Genomic DNA, 20256 nt, shown 5'->3' on the forward strand with positions numbered 1-20256 from the left:
CGTCCGACGCGCGGTGAGCGTAAGCGATCACCCCCACACCGCGGCCACCTCATCGGCCACCGACGCCGCCTGGGCGAACCCCGCCCGCGCGGCGTCCGCCCGCCGCGCCGGATCCAGCACGTTGCGGCCGATCGCCGTGCGCGCCGCCCGGTCCGGCGACACCACCGCCACCCGCGCCGACGACCGCAACGCCGCCACCTGCGCCGCCAACCGCGGCATCGGCCCGAACGCCGACGTCATCGGCGCCAGCACCACCACCCGCTGCGCCCCCGCCGCCAGGTCGGCGTTCACCGCCGAACGCATCCCGCCGTCGATGTACCGGCGGTCCCCGATCGTCACCGGCGGCCACACCCCCGGCACCGCGCAACTCGCCCCGACCGCGTCCACCAGCGACACCCCGCTGTCGGCGTCGAACACCACGAACTCACCCGAGGCCGCGTCCACCGCCGTCACCAGCAACCGCCGCGCCGGCCACTCCCGCACCGGCAACCGCGCCTCGATCACCGCCCGCCGCGACGCCTCCGACGGGGTACGCGCCGCCACCGCCATCGCCCCCACCCGGGCCCGCGCCCGCACCGCGTCCCGGCTGCGGCCACCCGCCCACACCAACCGCGCCACGGCCGCCCACCCGAACCGCGCCGCCAGCTCCCCGTGCGCCGGCGCCAACTGCGCCTCGTACGACTCGGCCACCGGCCGCCCCGAACACAACTGCGCGCCCACCACCGACCCGGCCGACGTGCCCACCACCAGGTCCGCGTCGGCCAGGACCACCCCCCGCCGCGCCAGCCCCGCCAGCAACCCCCACTCCCAGGCCACCCCGGTCACCCCGCCGCCACCCAGCACCAACGCCCGCGTCATGTGTGACCACCCTCTCCGAGACCGTCGCGTGCCGGAAACGGTAGCGTCGGCCCACACGGCACGGGGGAGCGGGACATTGAATCCGGTCACGGTCATCACCGGCGGCAGCCGCGGCATCGGCGCCGCCACCGCCCGGCGGCTCGCCGCCGACGGGCACCACCTCGCCATCGGCTACCGCCGCGACCGCGACGCCGCCGCCGCGGTCGTCGCCGAGGTCACCCGGCTCGGCGTACGCGCCGTCGCCGTCCCCGCCGACACAGGCGACGCCGAGCAGATCCAGCGCCTCTTCGACGCCGCCGCAGACCTCGGGCCGCTCACCGGCCTGGTCAACAACGCCGGCATCACCAGCCCGATCGGCCCCTTCACCGAGCTTCGCGCCGACGACCTGCGCCGCGTCGTCGACGTCAACCTCATCGGGTACGTCCTCTGCGCCCAGCAGGCCGCCCGCCGGCTCACCACCGGCGGCGCCATCGTCAACATCTCCTCCGCCGCGGCCACCCTGGGCAGCCCCGGTGAGTACGTCCACTACGCCGCGGTCAAGGCCGCCACCGACACCCTCACCATCGGCCTGGCCAAGGAACTCGCCCCCCGCGGCATCCGGGTCAACGCCGTCGCCCCCGGCATCATCCGCACCGACATCCACGCCGACTCCGGGGTGCCCGACCGCGCCGACACCGCCGTCGGGCGGATCCCGCTCGGCCGCGCCGGCGAACCCGACGAGGTCGCCGGCGCCGTCGCCTGGCTGCTCGGACCCGACGCCGGCTACACCACCGGCGCGGTGCTGCGCGTCGCCGGCGGCCTGTGACGAGCGGCCCGGAGCATCGCCCCGGGCCGCCCGACGATCAGCTGGTGAACAGCTTCGCCGCCGTGATCAGCGTCTGCACCACCCCGTACCCCAGCAGCGCCGACACGATCAACCACGAGATCCACAGTCGGGCCGTCTGCCCGCCGCGCGACACGTCGTCCCTCATCGCGAACCACTCCTCTCCGCGCCGACCTTCCGCGCGCCCGTACCCTCGTCGTCCCGGCCATCGGCCGGTTCGTGGAACCGCTCCGGCACCGGCCGGATCAGCAGATTGGCGATGAACCCCACCGCCAGCACCCCGACCATGGTGAACAGTGCCGGCCGGTACGCCGCCGCCGTCAACGTCCCCGGCTTGCCCTGCGCGTCGAGGAACGCGTTGACGATCAGCGGCCCGGCCACGCCCGCCGCCGACCAGGCCGTCAACAGCCGGCCGTGGATCGCGCCCACCTCGAACGTGCCGAACAGGTCCCGCAGGTACGCCGGCACGGTGGCGAACCCACCGCCGTAGAACGACAGGATCACGCACGCCAGCAGCACGAACAGCGCCGTCGCGGTCTGCCCGAACAGGGCCAGCAGCGCGTACAGCACCATCCCGACGCCCAGGTACATCAGGTAGATCGGCTTGCGGCCGATCAGGTCCGACGTGGATGACCAGACGAACCGCCCCGCCATGTTGAACAGCGACAGCAGGCCGACGAAACCACCCGCCGCGGCCACCGTCACCGCCGACGTGCCGCCGGAGCGGAAGAAGTCCTGGATCATCGGGCTGGCCTGCTCCAGGATCCCGATCCCGGCGGTCACGTTGCAGAACAGCACCACCCACAGCAGCCAGAACGAGCGGGTCTTCACCGCGTTCGCCGCCGACACGTTCGCCGTGGTCACCATCGGCTTCGCGGCCACCCGCGCCGGGTCGAAGCCCGCCGGCCGCCAGTCCGGCGCCGGCACCCGCACGTTGAACACGCCGAACATCATGATCAGGAAGTAGCCGACGCCGAGTGTCAGGAACAACCACACCAGCGCCGACCCCGATGCCGTCGACCCCGCGTTCGCCGGGTCGTAGCCCGGGTCGTAGAACGACAGCAGCTGCCTCGACAGGGGGGAGGCCACCATCGCGCCACCCCCGAACCCCATGATCGCCAACCCGGTGGCCAGACCCGGCCGGTCCGGGAACCACTTGATCAACGTGGAGACGGGGGAGATGTACCCGATCCCCAGCCCGATCCCGCCGAGCAGCCCGTACCCCAGGTACAGCAGCCACAGCTGCTTCGTGGCGATGCCTGCGGCGCCCACCAGGAAACCGGCCGCCCAGAAACACGCCGAGACGAACATCGCCTTACGCGGCCCGTTCGCCTCCACCCACGTCCCCGCGACCGCCGCCGAAAGCCCCAGCATCACGATCGCGATGCTGAAGATCACCCCGATCGCCGTCTGACTCGCGTCGAAGTGCGCGATCAGCGAGTTCTTGTACACGCTGGTCGCGTAGACCTGCCCGATGCAGAGGTGGATCGCCAACGCCGCCGGCGGAATCAGCCAACGGCTGTACCCGGGCGGCGCGACGGTGTGCCGACGATCGAGTGCGGAAAGCATGTTGCTTCCTCTCCGGAGCATGGCGAGAAACGTTTCCGTTCCTTGCCCGCAGCCCACGCTGTCCCGAAACCAGCCCCGCGCCGGATGGTCGGTCCGCTGAGCCGAACGGTCCCCGGCACCGCTCCGACCATGCGTACGGTCACGCCCGCACAACCCCAGGTAGCCGGGCCGGCGAGCTGCCACGTCGTCCGCCACCGGGGAGGCGGACCGGCAGAATCACGGCATGCCGCTGCTCGTATCCGCCGCCGTCGCGCCCGGCGCCCTGGCCCGCCGACCCCAGGCCGAGATCGACACCGCCGGCCTGCGGCTACGTCCGTGGCAGCCCGACGACGCCGCCGACGTGGTCGCCGGCTACGCCGACCCGGCCATCCAACGCTGGCACTGCCGCGCGATGACCGAACCCGAGGCCCGCGCGTGGATCAGCGCCTGGGCACAGCGGTGGCGGGCCGAAACCGGCGCCGGCTGGGCCATCACCGACCCGTCCGGCGTCCTCGGGCAGATCAGCCTGCGGCACCTCGACCTGCACGAGGGCCTCGCCGAGGTGTCGTACTGGGTGCTGCCCGCCGCCCGCGGCCGCCGCGTCGCCCCCCGGGCGCTGCGCGCGCTGGCCGACTGGTGCCTCACCGACCTGGGCCTGCACCGGGTGGAGCTGCGCCACTCGACCGCCAACCCGGCGTCCTGCCGGGTCGCCGCGCACGCCGGCTTCACCGCCGAGGGCACCGCGCGCGGTGCCGGCCGGCACGCCGACGGCTGGCACGACATGCACCTGCACGCCCGGCTGAGCACGGACGCCTGAAGCGGACGCGCTCGTCATTGACTTAGGCAGGTAAACGCCTGCATAATCATCGGGTGAGCCACGATGCGACAGGAACCGACCCGGTCTTCAAGGCCCTGGCCGACCCCACCCGACGGCTCCTGCTCGACCGACTCCGCGAGCACAACGGCCAGACGCTGCGCGAACTCTGCGAACACCTCGGGATGGCACGCCAGTCGGCGACCCAGCATCTCGACATCCTCGTACGGGCCAACCTCGTCACCGTCGTACGCCGCGGCCGGGAACGACTCCACTACCTCAACCCGGTACCGATCCACGAGATCGAGGAGCGCTGGATCTCCCGGTTCGACAAGCCCCGCCTGCACGCGATCAGCGCCATCAAGAACCAGGCAGAGGAGTACGCCATGACCACCGCAACCACGACCCTCCCGACCTACGTCTACGTCACCTACATCCGGGCCAGCGCCGAGCAGGTGTGGAAAGCCCTCACCGACGCCGACCTGACAAGCCGCTACTGGGCACACGCCAACGTCTCCGACTGGCAACCCGGCTCGACCTGGGAACACCGACGCCTCGACGGATCAGGCGTCGACATCGTCGGACGAGTGCTCGAAACCCAGCCCCCGACGCGCCTGGTCATCACCTTCCAGGGCCCCGACGAGACACCACCGGCCGGACCGTCGGTCGTCACCTTCCTCGTCGAACCGCACCACGACATCGTCCGCCTCACCGTCACCCACGAAAACCTCACCGACCAGGGGATGTACGCCGGAATCTCGCACGGGTGGCCCGCCGTGCTCGCGAACCTCAAGTCGCTGCTGGAGACCGGAGAGGTGCTGCCCAGCGACCCCTGGGAGATGGCGCGGGCGTGCGTCACCGAGTGGAGCAGCACCCCGTCCCAAGGGTGACCCCACCGCCCAACTCCTCACCAACCCCGGCAGCCGTCGTGGCCGGCACCCGCTCGGCCACGCCGTCCACCCCACCCTCACCGGAGGAACGGTCATGACGGGAACAACCACCACCCCGCTCGCCGACGCCGTCGCACTGTGCGAACAATCCGTCGGCTACGCGCTCGACAACCTGTCGGACCTCACCGACGCCGACCTCGACCGCCCCACACCGTGCCCCGACTGGGACCTGCGGACGCTCCTGCTGCACCTCGCCGACGCCGCCGACGCCCTCACCGCACTCGTCACCACCGGCAACCTGAACCTCACCACCACACCGCGACCGCACGTCGACCCGGGCGCCGCCGCGCGCGACCGGATCCACCGGCTCCGCGACACCCTGACCTCCGCGGCCCAGCGCGACCAGAGCGGTCAGACCGCGGAGCAGACCCGGTGGGCGACCACCGCCGCGCACGCCGGCGCGATCGAGCTCGCCGCGCACGGCTGGGACACCAGCACCGCCCGCGGCGCGGACCACCAGATCCCGACCGGGCTCGCCGTCGCACTCCTCGACCTGTCCCGGTCACTGATCGACGACGACGCCCGCTCCCCGCGGTTCGGCCAACCCGTGCAGGTCCCGCCCACGGCGACCCCGAACGACCGCTTCATCGCCTTCCTCGGCCGCCATCCGGCACCGCGCGCCTGACACCCGCCCCGCTCCTGCCCGGCGACACCAGGACGCGACGGGGGAGCGGGGCCCGATCAGCCGCCGGGCCACGCAACGCGCAAAGGGGCCGGGACGCCAGCGACGCTCGGCAACCCCGGCGCGATGTGGCACGATCAAGCAGGTGACCAGCACACCCGCCGCCGCGGCCCAGCGCCTGAGCGACCTCGCGCGGCTGCGCCGCGTCCGCGACCGGATCGACCGGGAGTACGCGCAGCCGCTGGACGTCGAGGCGCTCGCCCGCGGCGCGAACATGTCGGCCGGGCACCTCAGCCGGCAATTCCGGCTCGCGTACGGCGAGTCGCCGTACGCGTATCTGATGACCCGGCGCATCGAGCGCGCGATGGCACTGCTGCGCCGTGGCGACCTCAGCGTCACCGAAGTCTGCTTCGCGGTCGGCTGCTCGTCGCTCGGCACCTTCAGCACCCGCTTCACCGAACTGGTCGGCATGCCGCCCAGCGCCTACCGGCGCACGGCGGGCGGCGCGGCGGAAATGCCGCCGTGCGTGGCGAAACAGGTGACCAGACCGATCAGGAATCAAGAAGCACGGGTCACCGAGCCGCAACTAGCGTGACTGCCATGGACATCACCATCCACACCAGTTCCCTCCCGCACACCGACCCGGACGCCTCCCTGGCCTTCTACCGCGACACCCTCGGCTTCGAGGTCCGCAACAACGTCGGACACGGCAAGATGCGCTGGATCACCGTCGGCCCCGCCGGCCAGCCCGACACGTCCATCCTCCTGGCGCCGCCGGCCGTCGACCCCGGCATCACCGACGACGAGCGCCGCACCATCGCCGAGATGATGGCCAAGGGCACCTACGGCTGGATCCTGCTGGCCACCCGCGACCTCGACGGCACCTTCGACAAGCTGCAGGCAGCCGCCGACGCCGAGGTCGTCCAGGAGCCGACCGAGCAGCCGTACGGCATCCGCGACTGCGCCTTCCGCGACCCCGCCGGCAACCTGATCCGCATCCAGGAACTGCGCTGAGCCGTCCGGCGACCACCGTCACGACCTGCACCGCCGGCGTCGTGAACAAGCCCGCGCACGACGCCGGCGGCGACCGCGAAGGCGGCCCCGCGTGACAGATGGAGACACGATGAGCCCGGCCACCCCGTCACCTGCGCCGCACGCGGCCGACAGCCACGATCTGATCCGCGTGCAGGGCGCGCGCGTCAACAACCTCAAGGACGTCAGCGTCGAGATCCCGAAGCGCCGGCTGACGGTCTTCACCGGCGTCTCCGGCTCCGGCAAGAGCTCGCTGGTGTTCGGCACGATCGCCGCCGAGTCGCAGCGGATGATCAACGAGACCTACAGCGCCTTCGTGCAGGGCTTCATGCCGACGCTGTCGCGGCCGGAGGTCGACCTGCTCGAAGGGCTGACGACCGCGATCATCGTCGACCAGGAGCGGATGGGCGCCAACCCCCGCTCGACCGTCGGCACCGCCACCGACGCCAACGCGATGCTGCGCATCCTCTTCAGCCGGCTCGGGCGGCCGCACATCGGCTCGCCAAACGCGTACTCCTTCAACGTCCCCTCGGTGAAGGCCAGCGGTGCGATCACCATCGAGCGCGGCGAAGGCAAGACCAAGACCGAGAAGGCCACCTTCAACCGGCTCGGCGGCATGTGTCCGCGCTGCGAGGGCATGGGCTCGGTCACCGACTTCGACCTGTCCGCGCTGTACAACGACAGCTTGTCGCTGAGCGAGGGTGCGCTGACGATCCCCGGCTACAGCATGGACGGCTGGTATGGCCGCATCTTCAGTGGCTCCGGCTACTTCGACATGGACAAGCCGATCAAGAAGTTCACCAAGAAGGAGCTCCACGACCTGCTCTACCGGGAGCCGACCAAGATCAAGGTCGAGGGCATCAACCTCACCTACGAGGGCGTGATCCCCAAGATCCAGAAGTCGATGCTCTCCAAGGACGTCGACGCGATGCAGCCCCACATCCGCGCCTTCGTGCAGCGGGCGGTGACCTTCACGACCTGTCCCGAGTGCGACGGCACGCGGCTCAGCAAGGAGGCCCGGTCGTCGAAGATCGAGGGAAAGAACATCGCCGACGTCTGCTCGATGCAGATCAGCGACCTGGCGGACTGGGTGCGGGGCCTCGACGAGCCGTCGGTGGCACCGCTGCTCACTGCGCTGCAACACCTCCTCGACTCGTTCGCGGAGATCGGGTTGGGCTACCTCTCGCTCGACCGGCCGTCCGGGACCCTGTCCGGGGGAGAGGCGCAGCGCACCAAGATGATCCGCCACCTCGGATCGTCGCTCACCGACGTCACCTACGTCTTCGACGAGCCCACGATCGGGCTGCACCCCCATGACATCGAGCGAATGAACGACCTGCTGCTGCAGCTGCGGGACAAGGGCAACACCGTGCTCGTCGTGGAGCACAAGCCCGAGACGATCGCGATCGCCGACCACGTCGTCGATCTCGGCCCCGGCGCCGGCACGGCGGGCGGCACCGTCTGCTTCGAGGGCACCGTTGAAGGGCTGCGGGGGAGCGACACCACCACCGGCCGCCATTTCGACGACCGGGCGACCCTCAAGGAGTCGGTGCGCTCGTCCTCCGGCACGCTGGAGATCCGCGGCGCGTCGACGCACAACCTCCAGGACGTGGACGTCGACATCCCGCTCGGGGTGCTCTGCGTGCTGACCGGCGTCGCCGGCTCCGGCAAGAGCTCGCTGATCCACGGCTCGGTCGCCGGCCGCGACGGCGTGGTCGTGATCGACCAGGGCGCGATCCGCGGTTCGCGACGGAGCAACCCGGCCACGTACACCGGCTTGCTCGAACCGATCCGCAAGGCGTTCGCGAAGGCCAACGGCGTGAAGCCGGCGCTTTTCAGCTCAAACTCCGAGGGCGCGTGCCCCACCTGCAACGGCGCCGGCGTCATCTACACCGACCTGGGCGTCATGGCCACCGTCGAGTCCACCTGCGAGGAGTGCGAGGGGAAGCGGTTCCAGGCGTCGGTGCTCGAGTACACCCTGGCCGGCCGGAACATCGCCGAGGTCCTCGCGTTGTCGGTGACCGAGGCCGAGGAGTTCTTCGGCGCCGGCGAGGCGCGCACGCCGGCCGCGCACGCCATCCTCGACCGGCTCGCCGACGTCGGGCTCGGCTACCTCAGCCTCGGCCAGCCGCTCACCACGCTCTCCGGCGGCGAGCGGCAGCGGCTCAAGCTGGCCACCCGGATGGGCGAGAGGGGCGGCGTCTACGTCCTGGACGAGCCGACCACCGGCCTGCACCTCGCCGACGTCGCGCAGCTGCTCGGCCTGCTCGACCGGCTCGTCGATTCCGGCAAGTCGGTCATCGTCATCGAGCATCACCAGGCGGTCATGGCGCACGCCGACTGGATCATCGACCTCGGTCCCGGCGCCGGCCACGACGGCGGGCGGATCGTCTTCGAGGGCACACCCGCCGACCTCGTCGCCGCTCGCCGCACCCTCACCGGTGAGCACCTCGCGGCGTACGTCGGCGCCTGACCGGGGGCCGCCCACCTGTTGGTTCCGATTCGATAATTCACATTATGTAAAGCTGATCGGGTAGGGGCCTCCTCCGGGAGGGGCGCGGGCCGCCCCCAGACCGAGCGCCGACCAGCGCTGGACCGGCCAGCGCGCCGCAGACCGCCGCCGTGGCATCGAACGTGGCGGCCACTCAGGCACGCACGGCGGTCCGGAACGACCCGTCTGCAGGCGGTGCAACATGGCGACCAGCACCACCGCGCTGACCGTCCCCGCCGCCAGCTCCAGCCACACGACGTAGTGGACAGATCACCAGGAACGCGCGGGCGGCGGCAGGCTGGTGGGCCGCTGCCCCGCGCGACGGTGACGCTGTTGGTGGCCACCGCGGCGGTGAGGTACGCGATCAGGCCGACCGCGACGGCGGCGGCGAACCAGCCATGCGCGACAAGGACGTGCCGGCGAGCGGCCGGCCATCCGCAGCACGGCGGTGCTGAGCGCGGTGAGTGAATTCGCGACGCGGCGCAGCAGGGTCCCCATCTCGGACGGACGCTGGCCGCTCCCCTCCTCTGCGGGTAGCCCGGAACCTGAGAAAGATGCATAATATGCCTTATGCATGACAAACGGGACGAATCGGTAGGACCGCTGATCGAGGAGTTCCTGACCGCGCGGGCCACCCGCAAGCCCTCCCCCCACACGCTGGAGGCGTACCGACGGGATCTCCGCGGCGTCGCCGCGCTGGTGGATGCGGGCACCGCCACTCCCCTCCCCCTCAATGAGCTGATGATCTCGGACCTCTCCCCCCGGGTGATGCGGGCGGCGTTCGCCCGGTACGCCGCTCCCCGCGCGGCGTCGTCGGTGCACCGCGCCTGGTCGGCCTGGAACAGCTTCTTCACGTTCCTGGTCGCCGAGGGCGTGGTGGCGGGCAATCCGATGCCGGCGGTCGGGCGTCCGCGCGCCCCGCTCCCCCAGCCCAAGCCGCTGCGTGGCGAGGACACCCCGGAGGAACTGCTCGCCTCGGCGGCCCGGGAGGACGAGCGGCAGCGGGACCCGTGGCCGGAGCGGGACCTGGCGGTGCTGGCCCTGGCGCTCTGCGCGGGGCTGCGCCTGTCGGAGCTGCTGGCGTTGCGGGTCTCGTCGTTGTCCGGGCGGGCCGGTGAGCGCCGGGTGGGCGTGGCGGGCAAGGGCGGCCGGCCGCGGGTGGTGCCGATCGAGCCGGAGCTGGACCGGGTGCTGGTCGCCTATCTGGACAGTCGGGGTCGCCGCTTCGGGTCGCGCAGCGTACGGCCGGACTCGGCGCTGCTGGTGGACCGGCGGGGTGAGCCGCTGCGCCGGGGCGGGCTGCAGTACCTGGTGGACTCCTGCTACCGGCGGGCCGGGATCACCGACCGGGTGCCGCAGGGAGCGCGACTGCACGCGCTGCGGCACACCTTCGCGACCCGGTTGGCCGAGGACGGGGCGAGCGCGGCGGAGATCATGCGGCTGCTGGGGCACGCGTCGTTGGCGTCGTCGCAGACGTACATCGAGGTGACGGCGGGTCAGCAGCGGGCGGCGGTGCGGTCCAACCGGACGAACCGGACGCTGGCCGGGTTGCTGCCGTCCGCTCAGGACTCCTGAGGTACGCCGAGTTCCCGGGTGTCGGGCCCTCGTTGGAGGGCCCGACCGTCAGGTGTCCGAGGGCGAGAACCTCTGCGGGTCGGGCTGATGGATGGCCTCATGCCACATGATTGTCTCGGACGGTCGGGCGGTACGTCGCGATGATCACACCGGTTGTCGTCGGCGTGCAGTCGGCCAGTTCCATCGTGGCGTAGCCGTCCTCGCCGTCGGCGAACAGCTTCGTCCCCGTGCCGAGTGTGAGTGGGTGGATCGACAGCATGTAGACGTCGACCAGGCCGGCCGTGGCCAGCGATCGCACCAACTCGCCGCTGCCGAGCACGACCAGGGTGCCCTCGACGTCGCGCTTGAGCGCGGCCACGGCGTCGGTCGCGTCGCCGTGCAGCAGCGACGAGTTCTGCCAGGGCAGTGGTTCCCTCAGCGTTCGCGAGGCGACGTACTTGGGCTTGCGGTTGAGGACCTCGGTGTACGGGTTGCCGTCGGTCTGCGTGGACCAGAAGCTGTGGAACTGTTCGTAGGTGCGGCGGCCGAAGAGCATCGCGCCGTCCTGACTCATGCTCCTGCCCATCGTCTCGGCCATGACATGGTCGGCATACGGACGAGCCCAGCCGCCGTGCGGGAATCCTCCCCGTACGTCTTCGTCCGCCCCACCCGGCGCCTGCATCACCCCGTCGAGCGATACGTTCTGCACCACGACGACCTTGCCCATGACGGTCTCCTCGCGTAGCGGCCAGCCCTTCGCGGGCCTCTCTCCAGCTACACGAACGCCTCCGTCCCGGGATCGACATCGCGCGGGCGAGGATCCGGGTCTGGAGGGGCCTTCTTCAGCGGATCGACGGTCGGGTTGCCCGACGACGCGCCGCTGCCGGTGTCGTCGGACGTGGACGTGCTGGTGGTGCGTGACGGGCCGGCGGCGAAGCGGGGCAAGTTCCGTCACCGGGGGGTGCTGCTGGAGGTGACGGCGCTGACCTGGGACGACCTGGGTTCGCCGGAGGTCGTGGTGGGGTCGTGGGTGTTCGCGCCGTCGTTCCGTAGGGACACGGTGATCGTGGACCCGACGGGTCGGCTGGCCGGGATCCGGGGCCGGGTGTCGGCCGGGTTCGCCGACCCGGAGCAGGTGCGGCGCCGCTGCGCGGGGGTGCGCGAGCGGATCGAGGTGGCCCTGCGCGCCCTGGACAACGGCGCGCCGCTGCACACGCTGGTGATGGGGTGGCTGTTCCCGACCACTCTGCCGGCGGTGCTGCCGGTCGTCGCGGCGCTGCGCGATCCGACGGTGCGTCGGCGTTACCCGCTGGCGCGGGAGGTGCTGGCCGCGCATGGCCTGGCCAACCGGTATCCGGAGCTGCTGGACACCCTCGACGGTGGGCTGCTCCCCGACGGGGCGGCCGGTGCGCGGCGGGTGCGGGAGCACATCGCCGCGCTGGCGGGCACGTTCGACGAGGCGGCGCGGGTGGCGCGTACCCCGTTCTTCTTCAGCGGGGATGTGACGGCGGCGGCGCGGCCGGTGGTGGTCGACGGGTCGGAGGAGTTGGTGGCGGCGGGCGCGCACCGGGAGGCGATGTTCTGGGTCGTGGCGACGTACGCGCGCTGTCACGCGATCCTGGCGGCGGACGCGCCGGCGCGGGAGGTGGCGTTGCGGCCGGCGTTCGTCGCGGCGCTGGCCGACGTGGGGGCGGTGGGCGCGGCGGATCGGCGGCGGCGGGTGGACGTGGTGCTCGGGTGGCTGCCGCGGTGGTGGGAGGTGGCGGATGCGATCCGCTGCCGGGATGTGGCAGGCTGAGGTCGGACGCGACTGGCGGCACGGGGATGGGTCAACCATCGGGGAGCTCGTCGCGGGGGTCGACCGCCTGGGCCTCCGCGGACGAGGTGAGCCATGTCTGTTTCCCCTTCCGCGACGACGACCACGGCCCGGCTGCTGCCGGGTAAGCCGGTGGCGGAGAAGATCCTGACCGAGGTGGCCGAGGGTGTGTCGGCGTTGCGGGCGGCCGGGGTGACCCCGGCGTTGGCGACGGTGCTGGTCGGTGACGACGACGCGAGTGCCGGCTACATCCGGATCAAGCAGCGGCAGGCCGCAGAGCTGGGGTTCGAGTCGCCGCACGTGCACCTGCCGGCGTCGGCGACGCAGGCGGACCTGCACCGGGTGCTGGAGGACTTCAACGCCGACGCGCGGGTGCACGGGGTGCTGCTGCAGTATCCGATCCCGGGGCATCTGGACTACGACCGGGCGTTGCAGGTCCTCGACCCGGACAAGGACGTGGACGGGATGCACCCGGTGAACATGGGCCGGTTGGCGCTGGGGCTTCCGGGGCCGCTGCCGTGCACGCCGGCGGGGATCGAGGCGCTGTTGGCGTACCACGGGGTGCCGGTGTCCGGTCGGGAGGTGGTGATCCTGGGTCGGGGTGCCACGTTGGGTCGGCCGCTGGCGATGTTGCTGGCGCAGAAGCGGCCGACGGCGAACGCGGCGGTGACGGTGGTGCACACCGGGGTGGCGGACTGGCCGCGCTACACGCGGCGGGCGGAGATCCTGGTGGCGGCGGCCGGGGTGCCCGGGATCGTCCGGCCGGAGCATGTGCGGCCGGGCGCGGTGGTCGTCGGCGGTGGGGTGCGCTACGAGGGGCGGCGGTTGCTGCCGGACGTGGACGAGTCGTGCGCGGAGGTGGCGGGGGCGATCACGCCGCGGGTCGGCGGGGTGGGCCCGACGACGGTGGCGATGCTGTTCCGCAACGCGCTGCGGGCGGCGCAGGGGGCGGCCGGGCGGGGCTGAGCGGGCGGGGCCGGCCGGTTCCGCCGTTGGGGGTGGGTCAGCCGAGGTCGACGACGAGGGGCCGGTGGTCGGAGATCGTCGAGAGGGGGGTGTTCACGGCGGTGACCGGCGGTAGCCGGTCCAGGCCCTGCCGGTCGGCCAGGACGTGGTCGAGCTGTACCCGGGGCGCCGCGGCCGGGTAGGTGGGGCGTCGGCCCAGTGGCCGCCAGCCGGACAGCAGTTGGGCGGGGCCGGCGGGCAGGTTGAGGTCGCCGAGCAGGATCCGCGGGGCGGGCAGGGCGCGCAGCGCGCGGACGACGCGGCGTAGTTGGAGGATGTTCCAGCCGGGGACGAAGGACAGGTGGGTGGCGGCGACGGTCAGTGGGCCGTGTGGGGTGTCCAGTACGGCGGCGAGGACGACGCGGGGTTCGTCGCGCAGCAGGACCACTCCGCCGCCGGTGCCGGGCACGTAGATCGGGGATCGCACCGGTGCGGGGCGTAGCCGGGTGACCTGCCAGGAGCGCACCGGGTGGCGGCTGACCAGGCCGATGCCGTAGCAGGGTTCGCCGTGCCCGTCGTCGTCGTGGCGCAGCGGGCGGAACTGTTCGCCGGGGGTGCCGACGACGGCGGCGGCGAAGCGGTGTTCGGGGGCGTCGAGGGCGCGGGCGGCGATGGCGGTGAGGTCGAGGTTGCCGCTGCGTGACTGGTCGCGGTCGACTTCTTGCAGGGCGAGCACGTCGGCGTCGAGGGCGCGCACGGCGGTGGTGAGCCGGTCGGGGTCGACCAGGCCGTCGGTGAGGGAGCGGCCGTGCAGCAGGTTGAAGGTCGCCAGGCGCACTCCTGCACCCTACGTCCCCGTGGCACAGTTGCCCGATGGTCAAGGCGTTGCTCTGTTCGGTGCTGCTGTTCGTCGCGGTCGCCTCGGTGGGGTTGTGGCTGCGCCGACGTCGGGGGCGTTGAGGCCGGTGGCCGGCGGTGAGGTCGGCCACAGGGTGCGGCGGTGTGTCGGGGCGGGTGGGAAGAATGGCCGCCCGTGGATCCCCTGTCGCTGACTACCCTGCTCACCGCGGCCGCCATGGCGGGCTGGGTCGATGCGGTGGTCGGTGGGGGTGGGTTGCTGCTGTTGCCGGCGCTGCTGGTGGCGGCGCCGGGGGTGCCGGTGGCAACTGCCCTGGGCACGAACAAGCTGGCGGCGATCGCGGGTACCTCCACGGCGGCGGTGACGTATGCGCGCCGGACGAAGGTCGATTGGTCGGTGGCGGGGCCGTCGGCGGGTCTGGCGGTGCTCTGCGCGGGGGTGGGCGCGGCGTTGGCGGGTGCGGTGCCGGCGGGGGCGTACCGGCCGGTGGTGCTGCTGGTGCTGGTGTCGGTGGCGCTGTTCGTGGTGTTGCGGCCCCGGTTGGGGGTGGTGGCGGTGCCGGGGCGGCGTACCCGGTTGCGGGTGACCGCGGCGGTGGCGGTGGCCGGGGTGGGCATCGCCCTGTACGACGGGCTGATCGGGCCGGGTACGGGCACGTTCCTGGTGGTGGCGTTCACCGCCCTGGTGGGGGCGGATTTCGTGCACGGTTCGGCGATGGCGAAGGTGGTCAACGCCGGGACGAACCTGGGCGCGTTGGTGGTGTTCGCGGCGACCGGGCACGTGTGGTGGCTGTTGGGCGCGGCGATGGCGGTGTGCAACATCGCCGGGGCGGTGCTGGGGGCGCGGATGGCGTTGCGCCGGGGCGCGGGTTTCGTGCGGGTGGTGCTGCTGGTGGTGGTGCTGGCGCTGGTGGCGAAGCTGGGTTACGACCAGTGGCTGGCCGGCTGAGCGGGATCGCCCGGCCGGCCGGCCGTGGGCGGGTCAGGCGTGTCGGGCCACGTCGTCGTAGCCGAGGCGCGGCAGCCGGGGGTACCAGGCGTCCGGTCCGGGGTGGCCGATGTTGACCAGCAGCAGGGACTTCCAGCCGGTGTCGGCGAAGAATTCCTTGTCGACGCCGGCGGTGTCGAAGCCGCCCATCGGGCCGGCGGCCAGGCCGGCGGCGCGCACGCCGAGCAGGAAGTAGCCGACCTGGAGGCCGGCGTTGAACCGGGCCATCTGCTCCCGGCCGGCCGGGTCGCCGGCGAAGTGTTCGCGCATGCCGGGGCGGATCGGGAACACGGTGTCCAGGTGCTCGTGGAAGTCGGTGTCGGCGGCGAGCACGGCGACCACCGGGGCGGTGGCGGTCTTGGCCCGGTTGCCCTCGGCGACGTGGGTGAGCAGCCGGTCGCGGCCGGAGCCGGGGCGGACGAACAGCACCCGTAGGGGCTGGATGTTCATCGCGGTCGGCGGGTACTTGACCAGGTCGAAGATGGCGCGCAGCTGGGCGTCGTCGACCGGCTGGTCGGTGAAGGTGTTCGCGGTGCGGGCCTCGGTGAACAGCTGGGCCTGGGCCTCGGGGCTCAGGGTGATCAGGTGCTCGGGCAGAACGTCGGTCATCGGTTTCCTCCGACTCGCGGGAAAGGTGCTGCTGCAACGGTAGCAGCTAGCTTTTTAGAAGTATCTAACGCGATGGTAGGACCACGTATGCTGGTCGCATGACTGCCTGCCCCCCGGCCGACGGCGGACCCCGCGCCTGTCCCGGGGGCCTGACCCGGGCCTTCGCGTTCCTCGGCAAGCGGTGGAACGGGGTGATCCTCGGCACCCTGTCGCACGGTCCGGCCGGTTTCGCCGACCTCACCCGGGCGCTGCCCGGGATCAGCGAGTCGGTGCTGTCCGACCGGCTGGGTGAGCTGGCCCGGGTCGGCCTGGTCAGCCGCACCGTCCGGGAGGGCCCGCCGCTGGGGGTCAGCTACCGGCTCACCGAACGCGGGGCCGCGCTGCTGCCCGCCCTCGACGCGCTGGCGCGCTGGGCCGACGAGAACCTGCCCGCCGAGCCGGCCGGGGGCTGCTGACCCGATGCCGGTCCGCGCCGAACACGACCGGGAGGCCCTGGCTGCCCTGCTGCGCCGCGACCCGGTGCTGCACGCCTACCAGCTGGGCGATCTGGACGACTTCTTCTGGCCGTACACCTCGTGGTTCCGCCGAGGCGACCAGGTCGCGTTGCTCTACCACGGGGTGACGCCGCCGGTGCTGCTCGCCTTCGCCGCCCCGGACGACCTGCCGGAGATGGCGGCCCTGCTGGCCGACCTGGCCCCGATGCTGCCGACCCGGGTCTACGCCCACCTCTCCCCCGGCCTGCTGGAGGTGCTGGGCCGCTGGTACGCCGTCGAGCCCGGTGGCGGCCCGCACCACCGGATGGCCCTGACCGACCCGGCCCGGCTGGCCACCGTCACCCCGGTCGGCGACGTGCTCGGCCGTGCCGACCTCCCGGCCCTACGCGCCCTCTACGCCGCCGCCTACCCGGGCAACTGGTTCGACCCGCGGATGCTCGACACCGGCCAGTACGTCGGGATCCGGCACGGCGGTGACCTGGTGGCCGTGGCCGGGGTGCACGTGTACTCGCCCGCGTACCGGGTCGCCGCGCTGGGCAACGTCACCACCCACCCCCGGGTACGCGGGCAGGGCCACGCCGCGGCCGCGGTCGCCGCGCTCTGCGCCCGGCTGCGCCCGCACGTCGACCACGTCACGCTCAACGTCAAGGCAGACAACACCGCCGCCGTGCGCCTCTACGAACGGCTCGGCTTCACCCGGGTGGCCGACTTCGGCGAACACCCCCTGACCGCTTTCGATCGCGCACGGGAGTCTGCCATGTCCAGCCGCCACGCCGGGTCAACAACCCGACCCTGACCTGGGCCGATGTCGGACCGGCCGCGGGTCCGCGGCCCCCTAGCGTCTCCCGGCAGAGGCCGCGTCATCACGCGGCGGAGCCGAAGGAGTACGTATGGCAATCAGCGCAGGACAGCGCCGGAGTCGGTGGGCGGTCATCGCCGCCGCCACGACGGCGCTGGTCACCGTGGCGGCCGCCCCGGCCGTCGCCGCACCGGGCGTCGACCCGGCCACCGTGGACCGCAGCGCGAACCCGGGCACGGCCATCCCGATCAGCAAGGTCGTACACACCCCGCCGATCCCGCCCAAGCCCGACATCGTGCTGCTGGTCGACACCACCGGCAGCATGCACGACCCGATCGACGACGTGCAGACCAACCTCCAGCAGGTCATCAGCAACGTCCGGGGGGTGCAGCCGGGCGCGCAGTTCGCGGTGGCCTCCTACCGGGACGAGGGCGACGGCGCGGAGCTGTTCCGGGTCCGGCAGAACCTCACCGGCGACGCCACCGCCCTGCAGACCGCGGTCAACGGCCTCGCCGCCGGCGGCGGCGGGGACGAGCCGGAGGCGTGGGTGAACGCGCTGTTCCAGGTCTCCGACGGCGCGATCGCCTACCGCTCCGGCAGCAGCCGTCTGGTGGTCCTGATCGGCGACGCGCCCAGCCACGACCCGAGCGCCGGGCACACCCTCGCCCAGGCCACGGCGGCCCTGCAGGCCGACGAGGCCAAGGTGCTGGCGGTCAGCGTCACCGGCGAGGGCAGCGGTCCCGGCCTCGACGTCACCGGTCAGGCCACCGCGGTCACCGGCGCGACCGGCGGCCAACTGGTCGACAGTGCCCCGGACACGGTCACCGCGGCCATCCTCAGTGGCCTGCGGGACCTCGACGTCACCGTCACCCCGACCGTGACCTCCTGCGACCCGGGGCTGACCGTCACCTTCGACGCCGCCTCGCGCACCCAGCAGAGCGGCACCGACGTGCCGTTCGCCGAGACCATCACGGTCGCCGGCGACGCGACGCAGGGAGCAACCCTGCACTGCACCGTCGACTTCCTGCTCAACGGCCTGTCCGGCGGGCCGGCGTTCGTGGAGCAGATCGCCGTCACCGTCAACGACGTCACCCCGCCGGTGGTGGTCGTCGACGACAGGACCGTCGAGGCGACCAGCCCCGCCGGAGCGGTGATCAACTACCCGGCCACGGCCACCGACAACGTCGACGGCCCGCTCACCCCGACCTGCGCGCCGCCGTCGGGCGGCACGTTCCCGCTGGGGGCCACCACGGTCACCTGCTCGGCCACCGACGCGGCCGGCAACACCGGCAGCGACACCGCGGTGATGCGGGTGGTCGACACCACCGCGCCGGTCACCCAGTGCGTGCCGACGAACAACCCGAGCGGGGACAACACCCCCGGCTCGTACAACCCGGACGGGTTCTACCAGCTCACCGCGACCGACATCGTCGACACGGCGGTGCAGGTCTTCATCGCCGACGCCGCCGACCCGACGGTCACGTTCGGCCCGTTCCCCGCCGGCACCAAGATCAAGCTGGTGCAGGCGCCGGGCGCCCAGTCCAGGGTCAAGGACGGCACCGGCGACATCGACTACAAGGTCACCCTGCGCGGTGACGCCCTGATCACCGCCGTGGACGACTACGGCAACAAGTCCACGGCGACCTGCCTGGTGGCGCCGCCGCCGAAGTGACCCGAGCGTGAGTCGCGGGGGTGGCCGGCACGCCGGTCACCCCCGTCCCGCGTACGGGGTGGGTCAGCGGCGCCGGCTGGGCGAGTCGAAGCGGCCGGCGCGCACCTCGCGCAGGGCCCGACGCCGCACCTCCCCCCGCAGGGTGTCGACGTAGAGCCGGCCGGCGAGGTGATCGGTCTCGTGCTGCAGGGCCCGGGCCAGAAAGCCGCTGCCGGAGATGGTCAACGGCTCCCCGTGCCGGTCGAAGCCGCGCACCGTGGCGTGCATCGCGCGGGAGGTCGGGAAGTACAGCCCGGGGATCGACAGGCAGCCCTCGTCGTCGTCCTGCGACTCCTCGGACAACTCGATGCTCGGGTTGACCATGTGCCCACGGTGCCCGTCGGCGTCGTAGACGAAGACCTGCGCGCCCACGCCGATCTGCGGGGCGGCCACCCCGGCGCGCCCGGGCGCGCCGAGCAGCGTGTCCATCAGGTCGTCGACGAGGGTCTGCAACTCGGCGTCGAAGCTGGTCACCGGCTCACAGGCGGTGCGCAGCACGGGATCACCGATGATCCGGATCGGGCGTACGGTCATGTGCAGAAGGCTATCCGGGCGTTACGGCGGCGGCGGCCCCACCCCGGCGGTCACCGGTCGGCGATCAGCACGGCCACCCCGTCGAGGATGCGGGCCAGCCCGAACTCGAAGGCCCGCGCCGGGTCCGAGGGCCCCTGGTACTCCTGACCGGCGGCGGCGCCGACCCGGGCGGCGGTGGGGAACCGTCGCGGGTCCATCGCCTGCTCCAGGTAGGGGGCGTGCGCCCGCCACCACTGCTCGTCGGTCATCCCGGTGCGCTGGGCGGCCTGGGCGGCCTCCACCGCGCCGCGCACCGCGCCGTGGACGTAGCCGTCGACGAGGGTGACGACCGCGTCCATCTCCAGGTCGGTCAGGCCGATCCCCTCGACGGCGCGCAGCTCGTAGTCGTACTTGGCGGTCACGTTGGGGCCCAGCGGCGGGCGGGTGGTGGCCACCTGCAGCAGCCAGGGATGCCGCAGGTAGAGCGCCCAGTTCTCCCGGGCGATCTGCTCCAGGCGGGCCCGCCAGCCGCCCGGGACCTCCCGCGGGCGGGCCGTCTCGCCGTAGACGGTGTCGAGCATGACGTCGAGCAGCTCACCCTTGCCCGGCACGTGCGTGTAGAGCGACATGGTGCCCACGCCGAGCCGCTCGGCGACGCGGCGCATGGACAGCGCGGCCAGCCCCTCGGTGTCGGCCACCTCGATCGCGGCCCGCACGATCCGGTCCACGCTCAGGTCGCCGCCCCGGCGGCTGGGCTTCTCGCTGGTGCGCCAGAGCAGGGCGAGGCTGCGCGCGGGGTCCCCGGTGCCGCTGTACTCGACGGTCATGCCG

Annotated in this window: 22 protein-coding genes and 1 riboswitch; of the genes, 14 read left to right on the forward strand and 8 right to left on the reverse strand. The window is 72.6% G+C overall.

From position 1 onward, the window contains the following. Window positions 1-27: 27 nt before the first annotated feature. Window positions 28-858, reverse strand: a complete 831-nt coding sequence (locus V6U81_RS19695; protein WP_334491320.1) for a patatin-like phospholipase family protein — start codon at window positions 856-858, stop codon at window positions 28-30. Window positions 859-934: 76 nt separating this feature from the next. On the opposite strand from V6U81_RS19695, the gene V6U81_RS19700 reads away from it, so the two are divergent. Next, window positions 935-1663, forward strand: coding sequence for an SDR family oxidoreductase (locus V6U81_RS19700; protein ID WP_334491321.1), 729 nt, complete (start codon window positions 935-937; stop codon window positions 1661-1663). Window positions 1664-1700: 37 nt separating this feature from the next. Here V6U81_RS19700 and V6U81_RS19705 read toward each other — a convergent pair whose 3' ends face one another. Together V6U81_RS19705 and V6U81_RS19710 are read right to left on the reverse strand one after the other, a co-directional pair. Further along, window positions 1701-1829 carry an MFS transporter small subunit gene (locus V6U81_RS19705; RefSeq protein WP_334491322.1) on the reverse strand — a complete coding sequence of 43 codons (129 nt, stop codon included), beginning with the start codon at window positions 1827-1829 and terminating at the stop codon, window positions 1701-1703. Further along, window positions 1826-3250 (reverse strand): OFA family MFS transporter, encoded by a 1425-nt coding sequence (locus tag V6U81_RS19710; protein WP_334491323.1) that lies wholly within the window; start codon window positions 3248-3250, stop codon window positions 1826-1828. Before V6U81_RS19710 ends, V6U81_RS19705 begins: the two co-directional genes overlap by 4 nt. A 223-nt stretch (window positions 3251-3473) precedes the next feature. On the opposite strand from V6U81_RS19710, the gene V6U81_RS19715 reads away from it, so the two are divergent. The 7 genes from V6U81_RS19715 (at window position 3474) to V6U81_RS19745 (ending at window position 10713) form a co-directional block, all read left to right on the forward strand. Next, window positions 3474-4046, forward strand: a complete 573-nt coding sequence (locus tag V6U81_RS19715) for a GNAT family N-acetyltransferase (protein WP_334491324.1) — start codon at window positions 3474-3476, stop codon at window positions 4044-4046. Window positions 4047-4099: 53 nt separating this feature from the next. After that, on the forward strand, window positions 4100-4933 hold the full coding sequence (locus tag V6U81_RS19720; RefSeq protein ID WP_334491325.1) for an ArsR/SmtB family transcription factor: 834 nt from the start codon (window positions 4100-4102) through the stop codon (window positions 4931-4933). A 94-nt stretch (window positions 4934-5027) separates the two neighbouring features. Next, entirely contained in the window at window positions 5028-5618 is a 591-nt protein-coding gene (locus V6U81_RS19725) for a TIGR03086 family metal-binding protein (RefSeq protein WP_334491326.1), read from the forward strand. A 142-nt stretch (window positions 5619-5760) separates the two neighbouring features. Further along, on the forward strand, window positions 5761-6210 hold the full coding sequence (locus tag V6U81_RS19730) for a helix-turn-helix transcriptional regulator (protein WP_334491327.1): 450 nt from the start codon (window positions 5761-5763) through the stop codon (window positions 6208-6210). Between the two features lie 5 nt (window positions 6211-6215). After that, window positions 6216-6629 (forward strand): VOC family protein, encoded by a 414-nt coding sequence (locus V6U81_RS19735; protein WP_334491328.1) that lies wholly within the window; start codon window positions 6216-6218, stop codon window positions 6627-6629. Between the two features lie 109 nt (window positions 6630-6738). Further along, window positions 6739-9120 (forward strand): ATP-binding cassette domain-containing protein, encoded by a 2382-nt coding sequence (locus V6U81_RS19740; RefSeq protein ID WP_334491329.1) that lies wholly within the window; start codon window positions 6739-6741, stop codon window positions 9118-9120. 588 nt (window positions 9121-9708) lie between these two features. After that, window positions 9709-10713, forward strand: a complete 1005-nt coding sequence (locus tag V6U81_RS19745; protein ID WP_334491330.1) for a tyrosine-type recombinase/integrase — start codon at window positions 9709-9711, stop codon at window positions 10711-10713. Window positions 10714-10810: 97 nt separating this feature from the next. On the opposite strand, the gene V6U81_RS19750 is transcribed toward V6U81_RS19745, so the two are convergent. Continuing rightward, window positions 10811-11419: a dihydrofolate reductase family protein gene (locus V6U81_RS19750; RefSeq protein WP_334491331.1), complete on the reverse strand. Its 609-nt coding sequence runs from the start codon at window positions 11417-11419 to the stop codon at window positions 10811-10813. A gap of 135 nt (window positions 11420-11554) precedes the next feature. On the opposite strand from V6U81_RS19750, the gene V6U81_RS19755 reads away from it, so the two are divergent. Then, window positions 11555-12490, forward strand: coding sequence for a hypothetical protein (locus tag V6U81_RS19755; RefSeq protein ID WP_334491332.1), 936 nt, complete (start codon window positions 11555-11557; stop codon window positions 12488-12490). Beyond that, window positions 12489-12570: riboswitch (ZMP/ZTP riboswitch) on the forward strand. (Overlaps the previous gene by 2 nt.) A gap of 13 nt (window positions 12571-12583) precedes the next feature. After that, a complete protein-coding gene (locus V6U81_RS19760; RefSeq protein WP_334491333.1) occupies window positions 12584-13474 on the forward strand; it encodes a bifunctional 5,10-methylenetetrahydrofolate dehydrogenase/5,10-methenyltetrahydrofolate cyclohydrolase in 891 nt (296 codons plus the stop codon). Between the two features lie 37 nt (window positions 13475-13511). Here V6U81_RS19760 and V6U81_RS19765 read toward each other — a convergent pair whose 3' ends face one another. After that, window positions 13512-14291, reverse strand: coding sequence for an endonuclease/exonuclease/phosphatase family protein (locus V6U81_RS19765; RefSeq protein ID WP_334491334.1), 780 nt, complete (start codon window positions 14289-14291; stop codon window positions 13512-13514). Between the two features lie 195 nt (window positions 14292-14486). Between V6U81_RS19765 and V6U81_RS19770 the strand changes: the two genes are divergently transcribed. Next, entirely contained in the window at window positions 14487-15260 is a 774-nt protein-coding gene (locus tag V6U81_RS19770; RefSeq protein WP_334491335.1) for a sulfite exporter TauE/SafE family protein, read from the forward strand. A 33-nt stretch (window positions 15261-15293) separates the two neighbouring features. On the opposite strand, the gene V6U81_RS19775 is transcribed toward V6U81_RS19770, so the two are convergent. Beyond that, complete coding sequence (locus V6U81_RS19775; protein WP_334491336.1) at window positions 15294-15908, reverse strand: malonic semialdehyde reductase; 615 nt, start codon at window positions 15906-15908, stop codon at window positions 15294-15296. Between the two features lie 98 nt (window positions 15909-16006). On the opposite strand from V6U81_RS19775, the gene V6U81_RS19780 reads away from it, so the two are divergent. The 3 genes from V6U81_RS19780 to V6U81_RS19790 all read left to right on the forward strand — a co-directional run bounded on the left by V6U81_RS19780 (window position 16007) and on the right by V6U81_RS19790 (window position 18873). Further along, window positions 16007-16363: a winged helix-turn-helix transcriptional regulator gene (locus tag V6U81_RS19780; protein WP_334491337.1), complete on the forward strand. Its 357-nt coding sequence runs from the start codon at window positions 16007-16009 to the stop codon at window positions 16361-16363. A 4-nt stretch (window positions 16364-16367) separates the two neighbouring features. Beyond that, complete coding sequence (locus V6U81_RS19785; RefSeq protein ID WP_334491338.1) at window positions 16368-17198, forward strand: GNAT family N-acetyltransferase; 831 nt, start codon at window positions 16368-16370, stop codon at window positions 17196-17198. Window positions 17199-17292: 94 nt separating this feature from the next. After that, on the forward strand, window positions 17293-18873 hold the full coding sequence (locus V6U81_RS19790; RefSeq protein WP_334491339.1) for a VWA domain-containing protein: 1581 nt from the start codon (window positions 17293-17295) through the stop codon (window positions 18871-18873). A gap of 63 nt (window positions 18874-18936) precedes the next feature. Here the strand turns inward: V6U81_RS19790 and def are convergent, their stop codons facing one another. Beyond that, a complete protein-coding gene (gene def, locus V6U81_RS19795; protein WP_334491340.1) occupies window positions 18937-19446 on the reverse strand; it encodes a peptide deformylase in 510 nt (169 codons plus the stop codon). 50 nt (window positions 19447-19496) lie between these two features. Continuing rightward, window positions 19497-20252, reverse strand: a complete 756-nt coding sequence (locus V6U81_RS19800) for a TetR/AcrR family transcriptional regulator (RefSeq protein ID WP_334491341.1) — start codon at window positions 20250-20252, stop codon at window positions 19497-19499. Window positions 20253-20256: the final 4 nt, after the last annotated feature.

It is taken from the genome of Micromonospora lacuserhaii, assembly GCF_036902735.1.
Lineage (GTDB): Bacteria > Actinomycetota > Actinomycetes > Mycobacteriales > Micromonosporaceae > Micromonospora.